This window comes from Pseudomonas sp. TH15, from assembly GCF_016651105.1.
Taxonomy (GTDB): domain Bacteria; phylum Pseudomonadota; class Gammaproteobacteria; order Pseudomonadales; family Pseudomonadaceae; genus Aquipseudomonas.
Genome location: NZ_JAEKEL010000001.1, coordinates 4,721,337 through 4,739,520 on the forward strand (window position 1 = coordinate 4,721,337; position 18,184 = coordinate 4,739,520).

Genomic DNA, 18,184 nt, shown 5'->3' on the forward strand with positions numbered 1-18,184 from the left:
AGAGTTGACGTGCTCACTTGCCGCCATCTTCGACTTCCCATGCACAAAGAAAAACCAGCAGAATGCGCCAACACTTTCACTGCAGGAGTGAAAATGATCCGCATCGATGATCTAGGTTTGTTCACCCGCAGCGCCGCGCTCGGTAGCTTCACCGCAGCCGCCCTTGAGGCCGACTTGTTGCCCGGCCAGGTCGCCGCCGCTATCAAGCGTCTGGAGCGCGAACTGGACGTGCGCCTGTTCGCGCGCACCACGCGCAGCCTGCGTTTGACCGCCGAGGGCGAGCAATACTTGCCCACCGCCCACTCGGTGCTGGAGGCGCTGAAGCAAGGCAGGGACAACCTGCGCGGTGAAAACGCCACGTTGCGCGGCGTGTTGCAAGTGACGGCACCGTCAGATCTGGGGCGCAATATTCTGCTGCCGTGGCTGACCCAGTTTCGTCGCCAGCATCCGCTACTGACCTTGCGTTTCGTTCTGTCGGACCAGATGGTCGACCTGTTTCGCGACCCGGTGGACGTGGCCATTCGATACGGCGCGAACGAGGATGCCAACTACGTTGCGTTGCCGCTAGCGCCGTGGAATCGCCGCGTGCTGGTCGCCTCGCCGGACTATGTACAGCGTCACGGCCAGCCGCAAACACCGGACGATTTGCGCAATCACCCTTGCCTGCTCTATCTGCAGAGCGGCCGGGTTTACGATAAGTGGAGCCTTGGCGGCGCGACGTTCCAGGTCTCGGGGCCGCTGTTCAGCGACGACGCCGATGTTGTGCGGCGCTGGGCCCTGGACGGCGAAGGCATCGCCAACAAATCATGGCTGGATGTCAGTGCGGACGTGAATGCGGGACGACTGATCGTGCTGCTCAAGGATTATCCCGGCGAGGCCTCGCCGTTGAGTCTGGTGTGCCCGCATCGCAAGCAGATTACCCCAGCGGTGTCTCAGCTCTATGCGTGGTTGAGTGCTCAGTTTGCCGCGCTGGAGCGAATCTGAAATCGCAAGATCAAGCTCCCCTCAAAACGTTATCTGTTGCCCCGTGATCTGCGGCTGTCACAACTGCGCGCCGTGCGCGAAAACCGCATATTCGGCATCCCTTCAGACAACTGCCGTCGGCGCTCGCCAGCCGTCAAGTGGCGCAGGATCAGGCCAGACCATTCAAGGCCCTGCACAAAAAGAAATGAACCCACCGCACTACACGCCACCTAACGCATAGACCATCAGGAGGTAGCCAATGCATATCGAAACCGTGTGGATCGTACTGGCGGCAGTTCTTCTGCTTATCGAGCTCTGGGCCATCAATCGGGTGCGCAAGAGCGAGGGGAAATCCAGCAACAAAGGCGTGTGGATCGTGCTGATCGTGTTTGTACCGTTGTTCGGCCTTATTGCGTGGGCATTGGCGGGACCCAAGCACGTCAGTCATGGGCCTGCCTGATATTGCCGAGCACCACTACTTCCGGTTGTAGTACCGTCATCGGTCGACAACACGGAGGTAGCGGGTATGGGCAAGGGAGCAAACAAACACGTCGTGGTCATTGGCGCCGGCATTGTCGGCGCCTCGCTGGCGTATCACCTGGCGGCGAAAGGTGCGCAGGTTACGGTGATCGAGGCTGGAGAGGTGGCGAGCGGCGTGACCGGGCGTTCGTTTGCATGGATCAACGCCACCCACCCCGGGCCCGATCCGATCGCGCAGTTGCGCGGTACGGCCATAGAGGCCTACCACCGCCTCGAGACAGAACTGCCGGCGCTGCAAATCCGCTGGACGGGCGCGCTGTCCTATTCCGAAGAAGTTATGCAGGCCTGCGCTCAGTCGCTTCCGGCTTCGCTATTGTCGCGCGCCGAGATTCAACGCCTTGAGCCGAACCTCAAACACCCTCCCCAGCAAGCTTTTTACAAAGCCGAAGAAGGTGCGTTGGACGCGGTACAGACAACCCATGTGCTGATCAGCACCGCTCAGGCACTTGGCGCGAAACTACTGACGCAGACAACGGTGTCGGGTTTCACAACGCACAATTCCACTGTGACCGGTGTCGAGACCGCTGCAGGCTGCATCGCCGCCGATACGGTGATTCTCGCGGCGGGCACCGGCACCCGCCCTCTGGCGGCAATGCTCAACATCAGCCTGCCGCTTGCAGAGTCCCCGGCGATATTCATCCGCTACAAGGCTCGGGCTAACCTGGTGAACGGCATCATCTCCAGCCCTGCCATAGAAGTACGCCAAGGCGCCGATGGAACATTGCTGGCCGCAGAAGACTACTTGAGCGATGCGCCCGAGCATCAGCCGATGGCCATCGCCCGGCAAACCGCCAAAGCCATTCAGAGCGAACTTCGCGCAGTCTCCACCATGGAACCGGAGACCGCGTGCATCGGGCTCAGGCCCATGCCTGAAGACGGCGTGCCCATCGTCGGTTATCTGCCCGGCATCGGTGGCGTCTACGTGTGCGTCATGCATCCCGGCGTCACGCTGGCGGCGACGGTGGGACATCTGGTTAGCGAAGAGATTGTCGGCGGGACGCTCGCTGCGGCGCTGGTGCCGTGCAGTCCGCAACGATTCCTGGAAAAATCGAAAAGTGTTTGATTTACACTTGCGCACGTTTTCAGCAAGGGACTTGCACATGCAGCGCATCGTGATTCTGGGCAACTCGGGCAGTGGAAAATCCACCCTCGCCCGAGCCATTGGCCAACGCCTGGATTTGAAGGTGGTCCACCTCGATCCCCTGTTCTGGGAGCCCGATTGGGTTGAGCCGGATAACGAAGCCTTTCGTGCGCGGGTCCAACACGCCATCGCGTCGGATGCATGGGTCTGCGAAGGCAATTATTCGCGGCGAACCTTCGACCTGCGCCTGCCCCGTGCCGAGCTTGTGATCTGGCTGGATACGCCCCGCGTCATCTGCATGAAACGGGTCATGCTGCGCAGCGCGCTGAACCGGCCGCGAGCAGATCTTCCGGCAGGCTGCGCCGAGCGACTGGACAAAGCATTTCTGCAGTTTCTGAAATACGTGTGGCATTTCGATCGCGTCAACCGCCCCGGCATTGAGGCCATGCGCCAGACCATCAGCCCGCAGATCCCGGTAATTCACCTGCGCACGGCGCGGCAGATTTCAGCATTTCTGGAAGGCCTTTCAATGGGGCCGCAAGCCGCTGTCAGGCCGCCGCTGGCCAGCTGAAAAACCTGTCCATCCACAACTAAAAGAGAATGCACATGGACGTCTTCAAGCAATTACAGCCCGCCGACTGCGCGGACATGCAGGACATTCGCCGCGAAATCGATCGCCTTGATCAGGCCGTAATCGAGTTGCTGGGCCAGCGTTTTCAGTACGTGCTGGCGGCCTCGAAATTCAAGACCTCGGCGACGTCGGTGCGGGCGCCTGATCGCTTCAAGGCCATGCTGGCGACCCGTCGCGAATGGGCCGAAGCCGAGGGCCTGAACCCGGATGCCATCGAGAAAATGTACAGTGATCTGGTCAACCATTTCATTGCTGAAGAAATGAAACATTGGACGGCGCTTCAATCGGCCTCCCCTGAGTAGACCGAGCACTCAACGATGAAAATCTACTGCCCGATGTTCTGGTCCCTCGATCAAGGCATTGACTACAGTGCTCCAACTATCCACCTCGCGGACATTGTGCCGCGCGCAGGTCAAACGACCTGTGCGTACTTTGATCGCAGCGACACGCTGCACATCGGTGAAACCCTGCAGCTCATCTGGTGCCCGCCCGTCTCGGACTTGAATGGCTGGAGTGAACAACCGCGTACCTCGCGACGGCCGATTAAATTCGAAATGGAAGTCTTCTCATGCTCGAACGCAACAAACTGGTTCCGGAACTGATGGTCAGCGACCTGCATGGTAGCCTGGCGTGGCTCTACCCCAACCCAAGGAGACTTATCCAGCATGGATGAAGCTATTAAGTACCGAATCGCCACGGCGCAAGATGCCCTGACCATGTGTGAGTTGGGCCAACTGCTCAACTCGGTACACCACGACGCCCGCCCCGACATCTACGCGGCCGCCACCGAAGACTATTCACGTGACTTGCCGCACTGGTCCGGTATTTTCGAGAAGCCGGGTCAGGTGGCGTTTATCGCCACCGTTGACGGTCAGGCCGCTGCGTTCATTACCGCCAACCTGTCGGCCAGCTCCGGGCCGCTGATGCAGCCGCAGAATGTCGTGCGGATTGGTTCGGTGTGCGTCGCCGAGCCGTATTGGGGCAAAGGCCTTGGTCGCGGGCTGATACAACGCGTCAAGGACTGGGCCATCGAGCATGACGCTCAGGATTTGCGACTGACCGTCTGGCCGTTCAACGAACGCGCCATACGGATTTACGCGGAGTTCGGCTTCGAGCACCGCGCCATCGAGATGGGCCTGCGCTTGTCATGACCCGCAGGCTTTGGAGATGGGTCTTCCGGCGCAGGCCTCCCGAGCAGCCCTAACCAAGCCATTAACCTGGCGCACAAGGCCGCGATGAAGGAGGAGAACGCACGGCCGATAAAGACGTGTGAATCTGATCGCGCTGTCGGACTTTGCGGATACGTCTACGCTCACTCCACCGCCCCCGCCTGGAGCCATCGACATGACGCGCCCGCTGCTGACCGCTCTTACCTTGCTCGCCCTAAGTCTGCCGGCACAGGCCGAGGTGACGCCCTTCCCCGCCGCCTTCAAAACTCAGGACATCTCCGTAGAAGGCGTCACGATGCATGTGCGCGTCGGAGGCAAAAGCCCAGCCGTGGTGCTGTTGCATGGCTTCGGTGACACCGGTGACATGTGGGCGCCACTGGCCGCCGACCTCGCCAAGGACCACACCGTCGTGGTGCCGGACTTGCGCGGCATGGGCTTGTCGTCGATCCCGGACAGCGGCTACGACAAGAAGACCCAGGGCGGCGATATCCGTGGGGTGTTGGCCGCATTGGGTATTGAGCATTCGGTGGTGATCGGCCACGACATTGGCACCATGGTCGCCTTCGCCTACGCCGCGCGTTACCCGCAGCGAACCGATCGTCTGGTGGTGATGGATGCGCCGGTGCCGGGCATCCCTCCCTGGAACGAGATTGTCCGCTCACCGATGCTTTGGCATTTCGACTTTGGCGGGCCGGATGCCGAACGTCTGGTCGCCGGTCGTGAGCGTATTTACCTGGATCGTTTCTGGAATGAGTTCGCAGGTGATCCCGGCAAAGTGGATGAAGCCACCCGCCAGCATTACGCCAAGCTCTACGCCCGGCCCGGCGCCATGCGTGCGGCGTTCGCGCAGTTCCGCAGCATTCGTCAGGATGCCGTGGACAATGAGGCGTCGATGAAGACGCGACTGACGATGCCGGTATTGGCCGTCGGCGGTGAAAAGTCCTTCGGCAACAACGAAGCTATCGTGATGCGCAATGCCGCAGACACGGTCACGGAAGTCGTGGTGCCGGGGGCCGGCCATTGGCTGATGGAAGAAGCGCCGGTGCCGACGATCAAAGCCGTTCGAGACTTTATCTCGATGTGAGGATTTGCCGTTGCCTCGTCCCGCGCCATGCGTCAGGATTCCGCTCTTTTGATCGGAAGGAGCGAACGTGGAGCGTCTATTCGTTTATGGAACCCTGGGCCCAGGGCGCCCGAATGAGCATCTCATGCTGAACATTGGCGGTACGTGGCAACCGGCCTCGCTCAAGGGTCGCCTGACTCAGGCGGGCTGGGGCGCAGAAATGGGTTTTCCGGGGCTGGTCATTGCGGATGATGGCGACGTTATCGAGGGCTTCGTATTTTCATCGGAAAACTTCCCCGCCCACTGGGTCGACCTCGACGCGTTTGAAGGGGCTGAGTACCAGCGGGTTCTGACCCCAGTGACATTGGCGGACGGTGCGGTCATTGACGCTTATGTGTATGCGCTTCGCTAGGCAATAATCGGTCTCGCCGCCTAGCCACTGCCCCGATTCACGCTTACCATACGCCCAACTCGTATTACCGCGGCTGCTGAACCCGGTACTCACGAGGACATGACCATGGAAAGAACCCGCGCCTGGAGATGCTCACAGGCCAATAAACACGGCAGTGACAGAGCGGTTCGTCCGCTGAAAATCAAGCCAGAAAAGAACTGGAAGCTGATGTACATCCGTGCCGCCAAGCTACTCAGGGCACGCCAACTCGGCATGAGCTATCCCATCCGCACCACCCGCCAACTGTTGGATCAAGAGTGACTAACCTCCTGTTCGTCTGCAGCCGTAACCAATGGCGTAGCCCCACTGCGGAAGCGATCTGGCGCCGCCGCCCCGGCTTCGATGCTCGCTCGGCGGGCACTAGCCCAAGCGCACGTAAACCCATCGGCCCGGCGGATATCCGCTGGGCCGATGTAATCTTCGTCATGGAGCGCAAACACCTGCATCGTCTTCAGGCAGGATACGCCCGGTTGCTGGAATACAAGCGGATTTACTGTCTGGATATTCCTGATGATTACCAATTCATGGATTCGGAATTGGTGGACATACTGGAAGATGCCGTGAAGCCCTACCTCAACGCGTAAGCTTCAGGCGCAAATCGCTGCCTTCATTCAAGATTTTCAAACCGAGCAGAACACATGAATCGTCAAAAAAGCTAAAGCAGTTGTTCAAGGAAAAGGCCAAAAAGGCCAGCGCCAAACTGGCACCGAAAAAACTAAATACATCAGCAAGGCTGACCGGGCGAAACTGGCTGCTGAAGAAACGCCTGAGTCGCAGGATTCTGTGCAGAGCTGATCACCCCCTGCCGTCATAGAGTGCTCCAGCGCTTTACCATTCACGGCGCCCTCTAAAGCCTCTGCCAATCCCGCATAATTTTTATGCCTGCAAAGCATTGCACGCGCAGGCGTTGCCCCACCGCTCATATTCCGCAATCGAATAAACCACATATTTTTAAGTATTTTATTTCCCTGACCACACGTCGCTATATCTGCGCCTTCGATCCGGCACCTCGCTGGAATTTGCAGGAGCATCCGCGTGATTCGAACGACGTCGTTAAGCAGAATCTCCCTCTCCACAGCCGCGCTTTCCCTCGCTGCCCTGTTGGTCAGCAGTGCCGTCATGGCCGATCCGGTCAAGGAAATCCGTATCGCCGTGCCGGACATCAGCGCTGGCCCGACGCCCAGCGGCGCCGGAATTGTCGATGTGCTGCGCGATCGCCAGGCACTGGAAAAAGAGTTTGAGAAAGACGGCATCAAGATCCGCTGGGACTTCTTCAAAGGCGCGGGCCCGGCGATCAACGAAGCACTGGCCAACAATCAGGAAGACTTCGCTTACCTCGGCGATTTGCCGGCGATCATCGGCAAGGCCGGTGGCCTCGACACCCGTTTGCTCAGCGCGACCGCGCGTGACGTCAAACTCTATCTCGCGGTGCAACCGGGCTCAGGCATCACCACACTCGAAGCACTGAAAGGCAAACGCGTGGCGATCTTCCGCGGGACTGCCACGCAGCTTTCGTTTGCCTCAGCGCTGGCGCATCAGGGCTTGAAAGAGAGCGACTACAAAGTGGTCAACCTCGATTACAACGCCGCCAACGCGGCACTGGCCGCCAAGCAGATTGACGCCACGTGGTCCGGCGCCGGGGTGATTGCACTGAAGGCGCGCGGCCTCGCGGAGCTGCCGCTGACCACCGTCGACCTTGATGGCGCCGGCAGTATGCAAGCGGTGCTGTTGGGACGTGGCGCTTTCGTCGATGCGCACCCGGAACTCGTCGCGCGGCTGATCAAGGCGCAGCAACCGGCAATCACCTGGTTGCGCAACGACGACCACAAACAGGACTACATCAACCTCGTTTCCAAACTCGCCAGCTTTCCAGCAGACATCCTCACCACCGATGCCAAAGACCAATCGCTGGTGAAGATTTTCGCCCCGCAACTCGACGCGCCGTTCCTCGACAACTTGCAGCGCAGCGTCGATCTGGCGCTCAGCGCGAAGCTGATTCGCAAGGGGTTCGACGTGAAGAGCTGGGCCGAACCGCGCTTCATCGAGGCTGCGCTGCAGCAGACCAACAGCGCTTCGCAAACCCCACAAGCCAGCCGCTAAACAAGGACTCTCCATGACCACCCTGTTCATTTTTCCCGGTGCCTGCTCGTTCGCGGCCCATGTCGTGATTCACGAATTGCAACTGCCGATCAACGTCGAGCGCGTGACCCTCGGCGACCCGAACTCGCCGTATCGCCAGATCAACCCGACCGGTCGCGTGCCGGCGCTGTTGCTGGATAATCAGACGCTGCTCACCGAGAACACCGCGATCCTGCCGTACCTCGCAGATCTCAAACCCGGCACAGAATTGTTCGCACCGGCAGGCTCGGTCGAGCGCGCGCAGATTCAAGGCTGGCTCGGTTACGTCGCGACCGAAGTACACGTCGGCGCGTTTCGCCCGATCAATCGGCCCGAGCGTTACAGCGCTGACGAAGCGGCATTCCCGGGCATTCGCCAGCGAGCGCTGGAACAACTGACCAACGCACTGAAGCCGATCGAAGCACGACTGGCGCAGACCGAGTATCTGGTCGGCGATCGTTTCACCGTGGCGGACGCCTACCTCGGCGTGTTCCTTGGCTGGAGCGCACGCGTCGGTGTACTCGACGATTTCCCTGCGCTGCAAGCTGCGCTCGGTCGCTTCCGCGCCCGTGAATCGGTGGTGCAGACATTGGCCGCCGAAGGCCTCGCCTGAGTCACCCCGAGGACGGATAACCGCGCACGCCGGAGAATCACCATGCCAAGCACCGATACCATCGCCACCTGGGCCCAGGTCATCGCCCGCACGCTGGAAGCACAGGGCATCGACGCCGCCCCGCTGCTGCACGAGGCCGGTATCAGTCGTTGTCATCTGCATGATCCCGACCAGCGCATCGCACTCACGGCCATGAGTGCGTTCTGGCGCGCGGCGCGGCGCATCAGTGATGACGAATGCTTTGGCCTGCAAGTGGCGCAGTACAGTTATCCGACGGACTTTCATGGGTTGTTCTTTGCCGCGCAAAGTAGCGCGACGGTGATCGAAGCGTTGCAGCGCGGCGTCCGGTACGCCGCAGTGATCACCACGTCGGCGGCGATGAGTCTGGTACGTGGCCCGCACACCACGCGCATGGTTTACGGCGTGGCTGTCGGCGCCGAGGTGGAGCAGATCGCCACCGAAGCGTCGATTGCCTGCGCGGTGCGCTTCACCCGGCAAACCTGGGTGGATCTGCCCATCGTGCAGGGCGTGCAATTGGCGCGCCCTGCTCCGCAAGATCCACAGCGCTGGACGCGTTTGCTCGGTTGCCCGATCCGCTTCGACGCCGGCGAAAACGCCATCGAATACAGCAACCGCTGGCTGGATGCGCCGCTGACCACGGCCAATCACGCCGTGGCCCAGGGACTGGACGGCGTGCTCAACGATTACCTGCAACGGCAACGACGCTTGAACCTGCCGGAGCGGGTTCGCGGGTCGATTATCCGTGACCTGCCACTGGGCGAAGTTCAGCAAAGTCGTGTCGCCGATGACCTCGGCATGAGCGTGCGCAACCTGCATCGGCACTTGCTCAAACACGACACCAGCTTCAAGGCCTTGCTCGACGATTGCCGCCGGCAACTCGCGTTCAGTTACCTGCGTCAGACCGAATGTTCGATCAACGAAATCTGCTATCGACTGGGTTTCAATGAGCCGAGCAGTTTCAATCGCGCGTTCCGTCGCTGGACCGGCGAAAGTCCCGGCAAATGGCGCCGTGACGATGTGCCGTTGCAGCCTGAACGCTACGTGCCTCGGCCCGCTGTTTTAGCGGCCGAGCGAGCGCTGTCAATCGCGGTTTGAATCACTTGTCTGCGACGGACTACAGGTTGTCCGCGCAGGCCCCTTTCCCTTCATCACACGCTCTAGCATGGCACTCCTACCGAGCCCGACGGATAGCGTCGCGCGGCAATAAAAGGAGCTCTGCGTCCATGCTTTTACGTTACTCGGCCACCACGGCCCATCGCCTCAAGCCCTTGAGCTTTTCCTTATGGCTGGCGCTGCCCGGTGTCCTCTGTTCGACCCAGAGCTTCGCCGCTGATGAAAGTGAATCGTCTGCAACGACGTCAGCTCAGGCCGACAACTCGGCGCCCCGGCTCGAACAGGTCACCGTGACCGCGCGCCGTCGCGAGGAACAGTCGCAGGACGTGCCGACGCCGATCACCACCCTCAGCGGCGCCAACCTGGAAAGCCAGCGCATCTACAAGATTCAGGATCTGCAACAGGCCTTGCCCAGCGTCAACGTCGCCTATGTACACGCCCGCGTTTCCAGTTTTGCGGTACGCGGGATCGGCAACAACCCGGCCAGTGATGGCTTGGAAGGCAGTGCCGGGATTTATCTGGATAACGTCTATCTCGGCCGCCCCGGCATGGCCGCTTTCGACATGCTTGATGTCGAGCAACTGGAGCTGTTGCGCGGGCCGCAAGGCACCTTGTTCGGCAAGAACACCACGGCCGGCGTGCTCAACATCACCACCCGTGGCCCGACGTTCACGCCCGAGCGCAGCCTCGAAGTGTCGGGCGGTCAGGATGGCTACTTTCAGGGCAAAGGCACGGTGTCCGGGCCGTTGACCGATACCCTCGCCGCTCGCCTGTCGTTCTATCGCACCCGCGATGACGGCTACCTGAACAATCGCCATGACGACCGCACGCTGCTCGGCGGCGAGCGCGAAGGCCTGCGCGGACAATTGCTGTTCAAACCCAACGATGATTTCAGCCTGCGCTGGATCAACGAATACAACACGGAAAATTCCAGCAGCGGCAGCAGCGTGATTTATGGCGCCGGGCCGTTGTTCTGGCGCCGCGCGGCACTGGTCGGGGCCAATCCACAGGTGGGCGAAAGCAACATCGACGGCCGGCAAAACGTCAGCGTGCACCAGAACGCCAGTTCCGTCGAAGCCAACTGGAACCTAGCCGGCGGCTATACGCTGACCTCGATCAGCGCTTACCGCAGCTGGCACTTCAACCCGGCCAACGACGCCGACCAACTGGAAGTCCCGGTGATCAACGACTTCGGCTACGAAGTCCACGACCGTCAGTTCTCCCAAGAGGTGCGTCTGGCCTCACCCAAAGGCGAATTCTTCGACTACGTGGTCGGCGCCTATGCGTTCAAGCAAGACCTCGGTAATCGCATCTTCACCAATCTCGGGCCGCTGGCGGACCTCAACCTGATTGGCGCCAATCTCAATGCACTCAACAACGTCAACAGCAAGGTCAACGGCAAGATCGACACCGAGAGCTTCGCGCTGTTTGCCCAAGGCACCTGGCATCTGACGCAGCGCCTGGATTTCGGCGCCGGCATACGTGGCACCTATGAAGAGAAAGAAGCCAACGTGAAGCGCTTTGCTCCTGTGGGTGGTGGCGCGCCGGTGGTGATACCGGGCGTGGTCGACGGCAACGCCATACGTGCAGGCCAGGTCGGCGCTTATGACACTGGTGATTTGCACCTGTATAACGCGGCGCCGTCGTTTCTGGCCAGTTTGAGTTATCACTTCAGCGATGACGTGCTGGGTTACACGTCGCTGTCGCACGGCGAAAAATCCGGCGGCGTCAACCTTGCGGTCGGCTCGGCGCCAAGCGCTGGCGCCGAGTCGTTGTTGGTCGGCCCGGAGCGGGCGAACGATGCAGAGCTGGGCATAAAAAGTCAGCTGTTCGACCAGCGCTTGCAACTCAATGCCAACGTGTTCTGGACCGGCGTGAACGGCTATCAAGCCACCACTTACTACCAGCCGCCCGGCTCATTGACCGGTTACCAGTTGCTGACCAACGCCGGCACCGTGCGCTCGCGCGGCGTCGAGTTCGAAGCGACCACCGTACCGGTCCGCGGCCTGACGTTGAACGTCAACGGCTCGTTCAACGACGTGACCTACCTGTCATTCAAAGACGCGCCCTGCCCCGCAGAAAATCCGGGACAAACCAATTGTGACCTGAGCGGCCAGCGCGTGGCCGGCGCCTCGCGCTGGATCGGTAACGTCAACGGCGAATACAAATGGCCACGCATCGACCGCATCGAACCCTACGCCACCGGCAGTTACGCCTATCGCTCGGCCAGCGAAGGCACGCTCGACAACTCTGACCTGGCGAAGATCGACGGTTACGGCCTCGCCAACTTCTCGCTGGGTGCACGCGTGGACTACGGCGACGGTTTGCTGGACGCCTCGTTGTGGGTCAAAAACGCTTTCGATCGAGAGTATTACCTGGCTGTTGGCAGTGGCTCCAACGGCCTTTACACCGCCTCGCCGGGCCAGCCGCGCACCGCCGGCGTGACCCTGCGTTATGACTTCTGAGGACACTATGAAAACAGCACAAATGAGCCTGGGCGCGTTTCTCATGAGCAGCGGCCATCACCTCGCCGCCTGGCGCCACCCGCGCGCATGGGCCGGCGGTGGACTGGATTTTCAACACTTCAAAAAGCTCGCCACGACCGCCGAGCGCGGTAAGTTCGATGCAATCTTTTTTGCCGACAATCTGGCCTTGATGGGCTCGCCGGAACTGGGCCAGTTCACCACCGCCGGTGATGTCTTCGATCCACTGGTGTTGCTTTCAGGGCTGGCGGCGGTGACCGAGCGCATCGGCCTCGTTTCGACCGTATCCACCAGCTACAACGAACCTTATTTGCTGGCGCGCAAGTTCGCCTCCCTCGACCATTTGAGTGGCGGGCGCAGTGGCTGGAATCTGGTGACCTCGGCAACCGACCTGGAAGCGCTGAACTTCGGTCGGGACAAACATTTCGAGCACGGCGACCGTTATCAGCGCGCCGAAGAGTTCATCGATGTCGTGACCGGTCTGTGGGACAGTTTTGAAGACGATGCCTTCGTGCGCGACAAAACCAGCGGCGTGTTCTTCCAGCCGGACAAACTGCATGTGCTCAATCACCACGGCGAAAACTACCGAGTACGCGGGCCACTGAACATTCCGCGTACGCCGCAGGGTTACCCGGTGCTGATTCAGGCGGGCTCCTCGGAACCCGGCAAGACACTCGCCGCGCGCACCGCCGAAGTGGTGTTCACCGCGCAACAAACACTCAGCAATGCCCAGGCCTTTTATGCCGACGTCAAAGGTCGCCTCGCCGGTTACGGGCGCCGCCCTGATCAGTTGAAAGTCATGCCGGGGATTTCGCCGGTAATCGGCCGCACGCAGAGTGAAGCGGAGGACAAGTACCAACAGTTGCAGGACTTGGTCGAGCCACGGGTCGGCCTGGCGATGCTCGCGGGCATGGCCGGAGGTTTCGACCTGTCCGAATATGATCTGGACGGCCCGTTGCCGGAGCTGCCACCGAGCAATTCGATGCAGAGCCGTCAGGCCCTGTTCATTGATCTGGCACGACGGGAGAACCTGAGCATTCGCCAGCTGTACCTGAAAGTCGCCGGCGCCCGCGGCCACCACACGGTGATCGGCACCGCGAAAACCGTTGCCGACACCCTCGAACAATGGTTCGTCGAACACGCCGCCGACGGCTTCAACATCATGCCGCCGTTTCTGCCTGAAGGGCTGGATGACTTCGTCGACGATGTGGTGCCGTTACTGCAGCAGCGCGGGCTGTTCCGTCACGAATACAGCGGCAGCACATTGCGCGATCATTTGGGCCTGGAACGACCGGGTAATCGCTACCGGCGCTGACCCGAAACGCGGCGCATCACAACGGCAACGGACGATCACCAGCGTCGAGAGGCTGTCGCCGCGGCAGATCCTCAGTGCTGACGTGCAGCGATCGAGCTACCGGCTTTCAAAACAGCACATCTGCAGCTTCTCTCATGAAAATCTCGACAGTCTTGGGGCCAATCCCGTCGAACTCGGACAAGCGCTTTTCGAACGCCTGACGATCGGCGCTGGCCGCCACGATGTTCGTTACCTTGGCGGCGTATTCATCGTTGAGCTTGTTGGCCAGCGCCAGCAAGCGCGATGCCGTTGACTCGTCGTAACGCACGTAGTGAGCCTGACCGAGCATGGCGACCAGTTGCCGATGCGTGCAGCGCGCGAGTTTTTGCGGGGTATCTTGCTGATGCTGTTCGACGATCACCTGATACGCCCTGGCGGCGATCTCACCCTGAATTCTTTTGCCCATCAGAAAGCTGGCGACCAGCCATTTGAACAGGCCCGCTTCGTTCGCACCGTCGAGGTCGATCTGCAAGTCCTGGGCGCTGATGATTTGTGCCATTGAGCCGTCCACGAAAAATGTAAAAAGAATTTCAGAGACTCAGTGTGGTCTATTCAATACCCACATCAAGAGTCAGCAACCATGAATTTTGCACGTTTCTGCCAAGCGCTTTCCAACTGGGCCGGCAGCTCGAAAACTTTTCTCCTGGCCATCGCCTTGATCGGGATTTGGGGTTCTACCGGTCCCTACTTCCACTACAACGATACCTGGCAACTCATCATCAATACCTCGACGACCATCATTACCTTCCTGATGGTGTTCCTCATCCAGAACACGCAAAACCGCGACAACGACATCCTGCACCTAAAGATCGACGAGTTGATACGCGCCACCACCGATGCGCAGAATGCGACGTTGTGCCTGGATAAAATGGGCTCCCGAGACCTTCGAAAGCTTCGCGACCGATACAGCTCGCTGGGTGAGAATGATCAGGTGAATCTGCAACCGGAACCGGCCTCGACCGGCGAATGACAGTGGAACCCCACACTTCTGCGATTTGGCTCTGTCGATTACACGCGCATTGGACCTTTTCTTGAACATCTGCGGCCCTAGACTGGATTCAGTCTCTCCGCTCATTTGCAAAGGAAGCTCCACATCGTGCGTGACTTTGATTGCCAACCCGTTTTGTGCGGCCCCACGTTAAGACTCAGGCCGCTGACCGCGAGTGATGTCGAGGGCATGTTTTCAGCGGCCGGCGATCCAGAGATATGGATCGGCCATCCTGCCCGGGATCGCTATCAACGACAGGTATTCGAAACTTATTTCGCCGCGCGATTGGCCACGCGCCAGGCGCTCGCAGTCATCGATATTGAGTCGGGAGAGATTGTCGGCACGTCAAGCTACTACGCGCCGCCGGATCTGCCCGACAGCATCGCCATCGGTTTTACCTTTTTGGTGCGTGCGAAATGGGGGGGCAATTCTAATCGCGAGCTGAAGCGACTGATGGTGGAGCATGCATTCAAGGCCCACGAAATCGTATATTTCCACATCGCGCCTTCGAACACTCGTTCGCAAAAAGCCACGATGAAGTTGGGTGCAGTGCACTTGTATGACGCCGAGTTGAACCTGTCCGGGGTGGCTGCTGTGTGCAGGTGTTATGGCGTTACGCAGGCGCAGTGGGCGGCGCCAGAACACGGGAATCGGTCGTCTGAGTGGATATCTACCCGACCTGAGTAGCGGAAAAAGAGCAAAGCAGCCCCTCACCGATGCCGTGCTTTCAGTTTCTGATTTCGCTCAAAAACGCTTTGATTTTTTCATGCTCTTCAAAGGTCAAAACATAAGTAAGCTTTATTTTCTGAGCGGGCAACGGTTTAGCCGCAAGAAGTTTATGTAAAAACTGCCATGCTGCCACCATCAGAATCAAAGCCGCCAGATAGGCAAGGAGATAAAAACTGAAGACAAATATAAGTTGCGGGGCATCCTTAAAATCCAGCAGCGTCGAAAGGTATATCAAGGTGTCAGTGACAACGATGAACAGAAGGATAAAAACCCATAACAAAAAACTCCTGACTCCAGTTGCAAGCTTCATACTCTTTACTCTCTATTTTCAGAACAACTAACGCGGCGACTCAACAGCCTTTATAGCTCATCACCCTCTTTGCCGTGCAACGATCAAATACCTGCATCTACATAGTACCAACCCCCACTCATATCCGTGACACTGGCTTTTTCCGCCTTATCGGGCTGGTATGCAGCCAGCGGCGAATAGATATACGAGGCATAACAGTAGAAGCACGAAAGATGGATTTGCGCGAACGAAACAGTGCCTTTCTCAGATAGGACACTGATTCTGATTGGGGTTATTCCAGCCTTTTTGCAGCCGCTCTGACCTTGGCAAAAATCTCGTTTCCGCGACCATCGAAGGGTTTGGCATTGTCGCCATCACCGCAGGTCGAGGCAGGCGAGCTGGCATAGTTACCCGTATCGACAAGCAACGCTTCACACCAGTCCTGATCCTGGAAATAAACAACCTTATAATCATTGGCAGTGGCAACCAACGCATTTAGCCGAGGCACCATATCGGAGCTTGTCGAATCAGCAGTTGCGTAGAGAACAACCAAGAGGACAGTCACAATCGCCGCGACACCCAGCACGAGTTTAATCAAAACTCCAACCAGGTAGGTAAAAGTTCCCCACAGCACACGACCCAACGATCTCATGGAGCGCGTCATGACGACTTTGATGCGCCTGCCGGCAGAGCCGTCGCGGCCGCAATTATCCGGGGTGCGTTTGGGTATCTCAGGGTTGGGGGCGCTTGCCTTTTCGCTCATGAATCATCCTTGCTCTTCCTTGAAAATCCCGTCCTGAAACTTTGCCGAACTGCAGGACAAAAAAACTCCGCGCCGACGAGTCGGATCCTTGTCACGCGCAGCGGCGGAAGGATAACACCAACAGCTTCCATTCAAACCGTTCTACAGGTTAGCCACGGCCTGCAAATGTTGCGGCAAGGCTTGCAGCATTGGCTCTCGATGAGCAACTTCGCTGAAGCATTCGCCCGATGTTTAACCGTTTCTGGACTGGTGTTTAAACATCACGTCGTCCCATGCCATATAAGCCACAACACCTTGCGACTTTGCCTACAACTCCGCCAGAATCCGCTGGCTTGTGCACTTGGTGGTCCGTCGATAACGTGGCTGGTGTCGCTGATCGACACATTTCAGCAGGATCGGTGTTTCACATTCAGAGCGTTTTTAACCAAGGAATGACCCAGGAAATCAAGGATTCAGATTAATGTCATTTTCCGTCGCGAGTTTCTTCCACCCTTATTCAAAATTCCTCCATGGCGCCGCCTACAATCTGCACCAAAATCTGGAAGGCTTGGGCGCTGTGTCATCGAGCTTCACCGAGCGTGATGAAGCGGGAAAGGTCATAGCAAGCTACTGGTCGCCCGATCAAGCCATGGTGATCACGCTGGGCTTTCTGGTGATGCTGGCACTGCTGCTGATTCCCTTACTGTCGGCAGCGGCCTATACGGTGGGCAAGAAACGTGGCCTGTTCTGCTTCTTCGCACTCCTGATCCTGCCGGGTGTATTGAACTGCCTTGGCCTATTCCCAATCATCAATTACCTGCCCACTCGTTACGCAATCAATGGAGTGGGTAAGCTGGGCAGCGAGGTCGGGCTAATTCCCCTTTTGATGCTGTGCGCTATCACTGGATGGGGCGTCATGGTTCTCCTGTACGACAACCTCAACCTCACTGAACGCTTCCGCCAGATCTACGATCACTTCTGGTTTCCTCTGGCTTTGGTTGCAGCGGTATTTTTCGTGGCGGACAACGGCGCCAACGAAGACACCGCATTGCTGAAGGGGGCAACGGTGAACGTCCAAGACGCCAGCGGTTACTTGTTGAGCCAAATCAGGCGCTACGACGATTACTGTAAGACCAATGGCCTGGATGACCTGAGGTCGTGCCAGTGGAGCCGCGATTCGCAGTGGACTTTCACTCACATCAAGGAAGGCGAAGCCGGCTACTTCATTGAATTCGCGCCAGATGACTCCAGAGGTTTTTACGCCGCGAATCGCCGAACCGTGAGCGATGATGATGTTTACGCCATTCGCAAAGAGATCGCCGAATACAATCAACGATTGTGTCCTGTGAAGTACTTTTCCAGTGATATCTCACGGTCATCGCCGCTGTCTAGCACGTGTGAGTACGTGCCTTACCACTATTGCTCGGCCAGACCTGATGGTCCGCCGGGTATTGTGGACGAGGGTATCGGCAGCCACACAGTCGCCTTGGCCAGCGAGTGCATCATCCCCGGCTTGCCGCCGCCAAACCATACTTGAAGCAGTTGTCGGCGTTGGTAAGCCAACATGAAAAAGCCAAGAATCATCGTTGGCTGTATTTCCTGGCTGTTGCTTTAGCGATCGGCGCAAAAGTGGCCCTATCCACCACCAAGCTATGCCTGATTGAAGCGCGCCCCGCAGTTGACAGACGTCTTATCCTACGGGCTGTGCGCTACCGCGCTGGCCAGTGCGTCCGTTTTATGAAGCGTCTGCTGGTTGATTGCGGCCAATGGGCAGGGTTCGTTGCAATTCGCGTATTCAAGCGTTTCAAACGTGGCTAGCCCGAGCCTACTGACATT

At 58.8% G+C, this 18,184-nt stretch carries 21 protein-coding genes and 1 pseudogene; 19 read left to right on the top strand and 3 right to left on the bottom strand.

The window, feature by feature from the left end:
- The first annotated feature begins 93 nt into the window (after nt 1-93).
- The 16 genes and pseudogenes from JFT87_RS21260 (at nt 94) to JFT87_RS21335 (ending at nt 13,561) form a co-directional block, all read left to right on the top strand.
- Nucleotides 94-984: a LysR family transcriptional regulator gene (locus JFT87_RS21260; protein WP_201204330.1), complete on the top strand. Its 891-nt coding sequence runs from the start codon at nt 94-96 to the stop codon at nt 982-984.
- A gap of 238 nt (nt 985-1,222) precedes the next feature.
- Complete coding sequence (locus tag JFT87_RS21265; protein ID WP_201204332.1) at nt 1,223-1,423, top strand: PLD nuclease N-terminal domain-containing protein; 201 nt, start codon at nt 1,223-1,225, stop codon at nt 1,421-1,423.
- A gap of 66 nt (nt 1,424-1,489) precedes the next feature.
- On the top strand, nt 1,490-2,566 hold the full coding sequence (locus JFT87_RS21270) for an NAD(P)/FAD-dependent oxidoreductase (RefSeq protein WP_201204333.1): 1,077 nt from the start codon (nt 1,490-1,492) through the stop codon (nt 2,564-2,566).
- Nucleotides 2,567-2,603: 37 nt separating this feature from the next.
- Entirely contained in the window at nt 2,604-3,155 is a 552-nt protein-coding gene (locus tag JFT87_RS21275; protein ID WP_201204334.1) for an AAA family ATPase, read from the top strand.
- A gap of 35 nt (nt 3,156-3,190) precedes the next feature.
- Nucleotides 3,191-3,517, top strand: coding sequence for an isochorismate lyase (locus tag JFT87_RS21280; protein ID WP_201204335.1), 327 nt, complete (start codon nt 3,191-3,193; stop codon nt 3,515-3,517).
- 363 nt (nt 3,518-3,880) lie between these two features.
- On the top strand, nt 3,881-4,366 hold the full coding sequence (locus tag JFT87_RS21285; RefSeq protein WP_201204336.1) for a GNAT family N-acetyltransferase: 486 nt from the start codon (nt 3,881-3,883) through the stop codon (nt 4,364-4,366).
- 193 nt (nt 4,367-4,559) lie between these two features.
- The gene (locus JFT87_RS21290; RefSeq protein ID WP_201204337.1) at nt 4,560-5,468 is read left to right on the top strand and encodes an alpha/beta fold hydrolase; all 909 of its coding nucleotides are present in this window, start codon (nt 4,560-4,562) and stop codon (nt 5,466-5,468) included.
- Between the two features lie 67 nt (nt 5,469-5,535).
- Nucleotides 5,536-5,859 carry a gamma-glutamylcyclotransferase gene (locus tag JFT87_RS21295; protein ID WP_201204344.1) on the top strand — a complete coding sequence of 108 codons (324 nt, stop codon included), beginning with the start codon at nt 5,536-5,538 and terminating at the stop codon, nt 5,857-5,859.
- 105 nt (nt 5,860-5,964) lie between these two features.
- Nucleotides 5,965-6,159, top strand: a complete 195-nt coding sequence (locus JFT87_RS21300) for a hypothetical protein (RefSeq protein WP_201204347.1) — start codon at nt 5,965-5,967, stop codon at nt 6,157-6,159.
- The gene (locus JFT87_RS21305; protein ID WP_201204349.1) at nt 6,156-6,482 is read left to right on the top strand and encodes a phosphotyrosine protein phosphatase; all 327 of its coding nucleotides are present in this window, start codon (nt 6,156-6,158) and stop codon (nt 6,480-6,482) included. The genes JFT87_RS21300 and JFT87_RS21305 overlap by 4 nt, the downstream gene beginning before the upstream one ends.
- 32 nt (nt 6,483-6,514) lie before the next feature.
- Nucleotides 6,515-6,693 (top strand): annotated as a pseudogene (locus JFT87_RS21310) (DUF2986 domain-containing protein).
- A gap of 324 nt (nt 6,694-7,017) precedes the next feature.
- Entirely contained in the window at nt 7,018-7,998 is a 981-nt protein-coding gene (locus JFT87_RS21315) for an ABC transporter substrate-binding protein (protein ID WP_242487288.1), read from the top strand.
- A 13-nt stretch (nt 7,999-8,011) separates the two neighbouring features.
- On the top strand, nt 8,012-8,629 hold the full coding sequence (locus JFT87_RS21320) for a glutathione S-transferase C-terminal domain-containing protein (RefSeq protein WP_201204351.1): 618 nt from the start codon (nt 8,012-8,014) through the stop codon (nt 8,627-8,629).
- 42 nt (nt 8,630-8,671) lie between these two features.
- Entirely contained in the window at nt 8,672-9,745 is a 1,074-nt protein-coding gene (locus tag JFT87_RS21325) for an AraC family transcriptional regulator (RefSeq protein ID WP_201204352.1), read from the top strand.
- Between the two features lie 128 nt (nt 9,746-9,873).
- Nucleotides 9,874-12,228: a TonB-dependent receptor gene (locus tag JFT87_RS21330; protein WP_201204353.1), complete on the top strand. Its 2,355-nt coding sequence runs from the start codon at nt 9,874-9,876 to the stop codon at nt 12,226-12,228.
- A 7-nt stretch (nt 12,229-12,235) separates the two neighbouring features.
- On the top strand, nt 12,236-13,561 hold the full coding sequence (locus JFT87_RS21335) for an LLM class flavin-dependent oxidoreductase (protein ID WP_201204354.1): 1,326 nt from the start codon (nt 12,236-12,238) through the stop codon (nt 13,559-13,561).
- 106 nt (nt 13,562-13,667) lie between these two features.
- Here JFT87_RS21335 and JFT87_RS21340 read toward each other — a convergent pair whose 3' ends face one another.
- Nucleotides 13,668-14,099: a DNA methylase gene (locus tag JFT87_RS21340; RefSeq protein WP_201204355.1), complete on the bottom strand. Its 432-nt coding sequence runs from the start codon at nt 14,097-14,099 to the stop codon at nt 13,668-13,670.
- A gap of 81 nt (nt 14,100-14,180) precedes the next feature.
- Here JFT87_RS21340 and JFT87_RS21345 point away from each other — a divergent pair, with 81 nt between their 5' ends.
- Together JFT87_RS21345 and JFT87_RS21350 are read left to right on the top strand one after the other, a co-directional pair.
- The gene (locus JFT87_RS21345; protein WP_201204357.1) at nt 14,181-14,570 is read left to right on the top strand and encodes a low affinity iron permease family protein; all 390 of its coding nucleotides are present in this window, start codon (nt 14,181-14,183) and stop codon (nt 14,568-14,570) included.
- Nucleotides 14,571-14,696: 126 nt separating this feature from the next.
- Nucleotides 14,697-15,275, top strand: coding sequence for a GNAT family N-acetyltransferase (locus JFT87_RS21350; protein WP_342367189.1), 579 nt, complete (start codon nt 14,697-14,699; stop codon nt 15,273-15,275).
- A gap of 40 nt (nt 15,276-15,315) precedes the next feature.
- On the opposite strand, the gene JFT87_RS21355 is transcribed toward JFT87_RS21350, so the two are convergent.
- A complete protein-coding gene (locus tag JFT87_RS21355) occupies nt 15,316-15,627 on the bottom strand; it encodes a hypothetical protein (protein WP_201204359.1) in 312 nt (103 codons plus the stop codon).
- Between the two features lie 271 nt (nt 15,628-15,898).
- Nucleotides 15,899-16,369 carry a hypothetical protein gene (locus tag JFT87_RS21360; RefSeq protein WP_201204360.1) on the bottom strand — a complete coding sequence of 157 codons (471 nt, stop codon included), beginning with the start codon at nt 16,367-16,369 and terminating at the stop codon, nt 15,899-15,901.
- A 460-nt stretch (nt 16,370-16,829) separates the two neighbouring features.
- Here JFT87_RS21360 and JFT87_RS21365 point away from each other — a divergent pair, with 460 nt between their 5' ends.
- Nucleotides 16,830-17,885 (top strand): hypothetical protein, encoded by a 1,056-nt coding sequence (locus JFT87_RS21365; protein WP_201204361.1) that lies wholly within the window; start codon nt 16,830-16,832, stop codon nt 17,883-17,885.
- Nucleotides 17,886-18,184 lie beyond the last annotated feature (299 nt).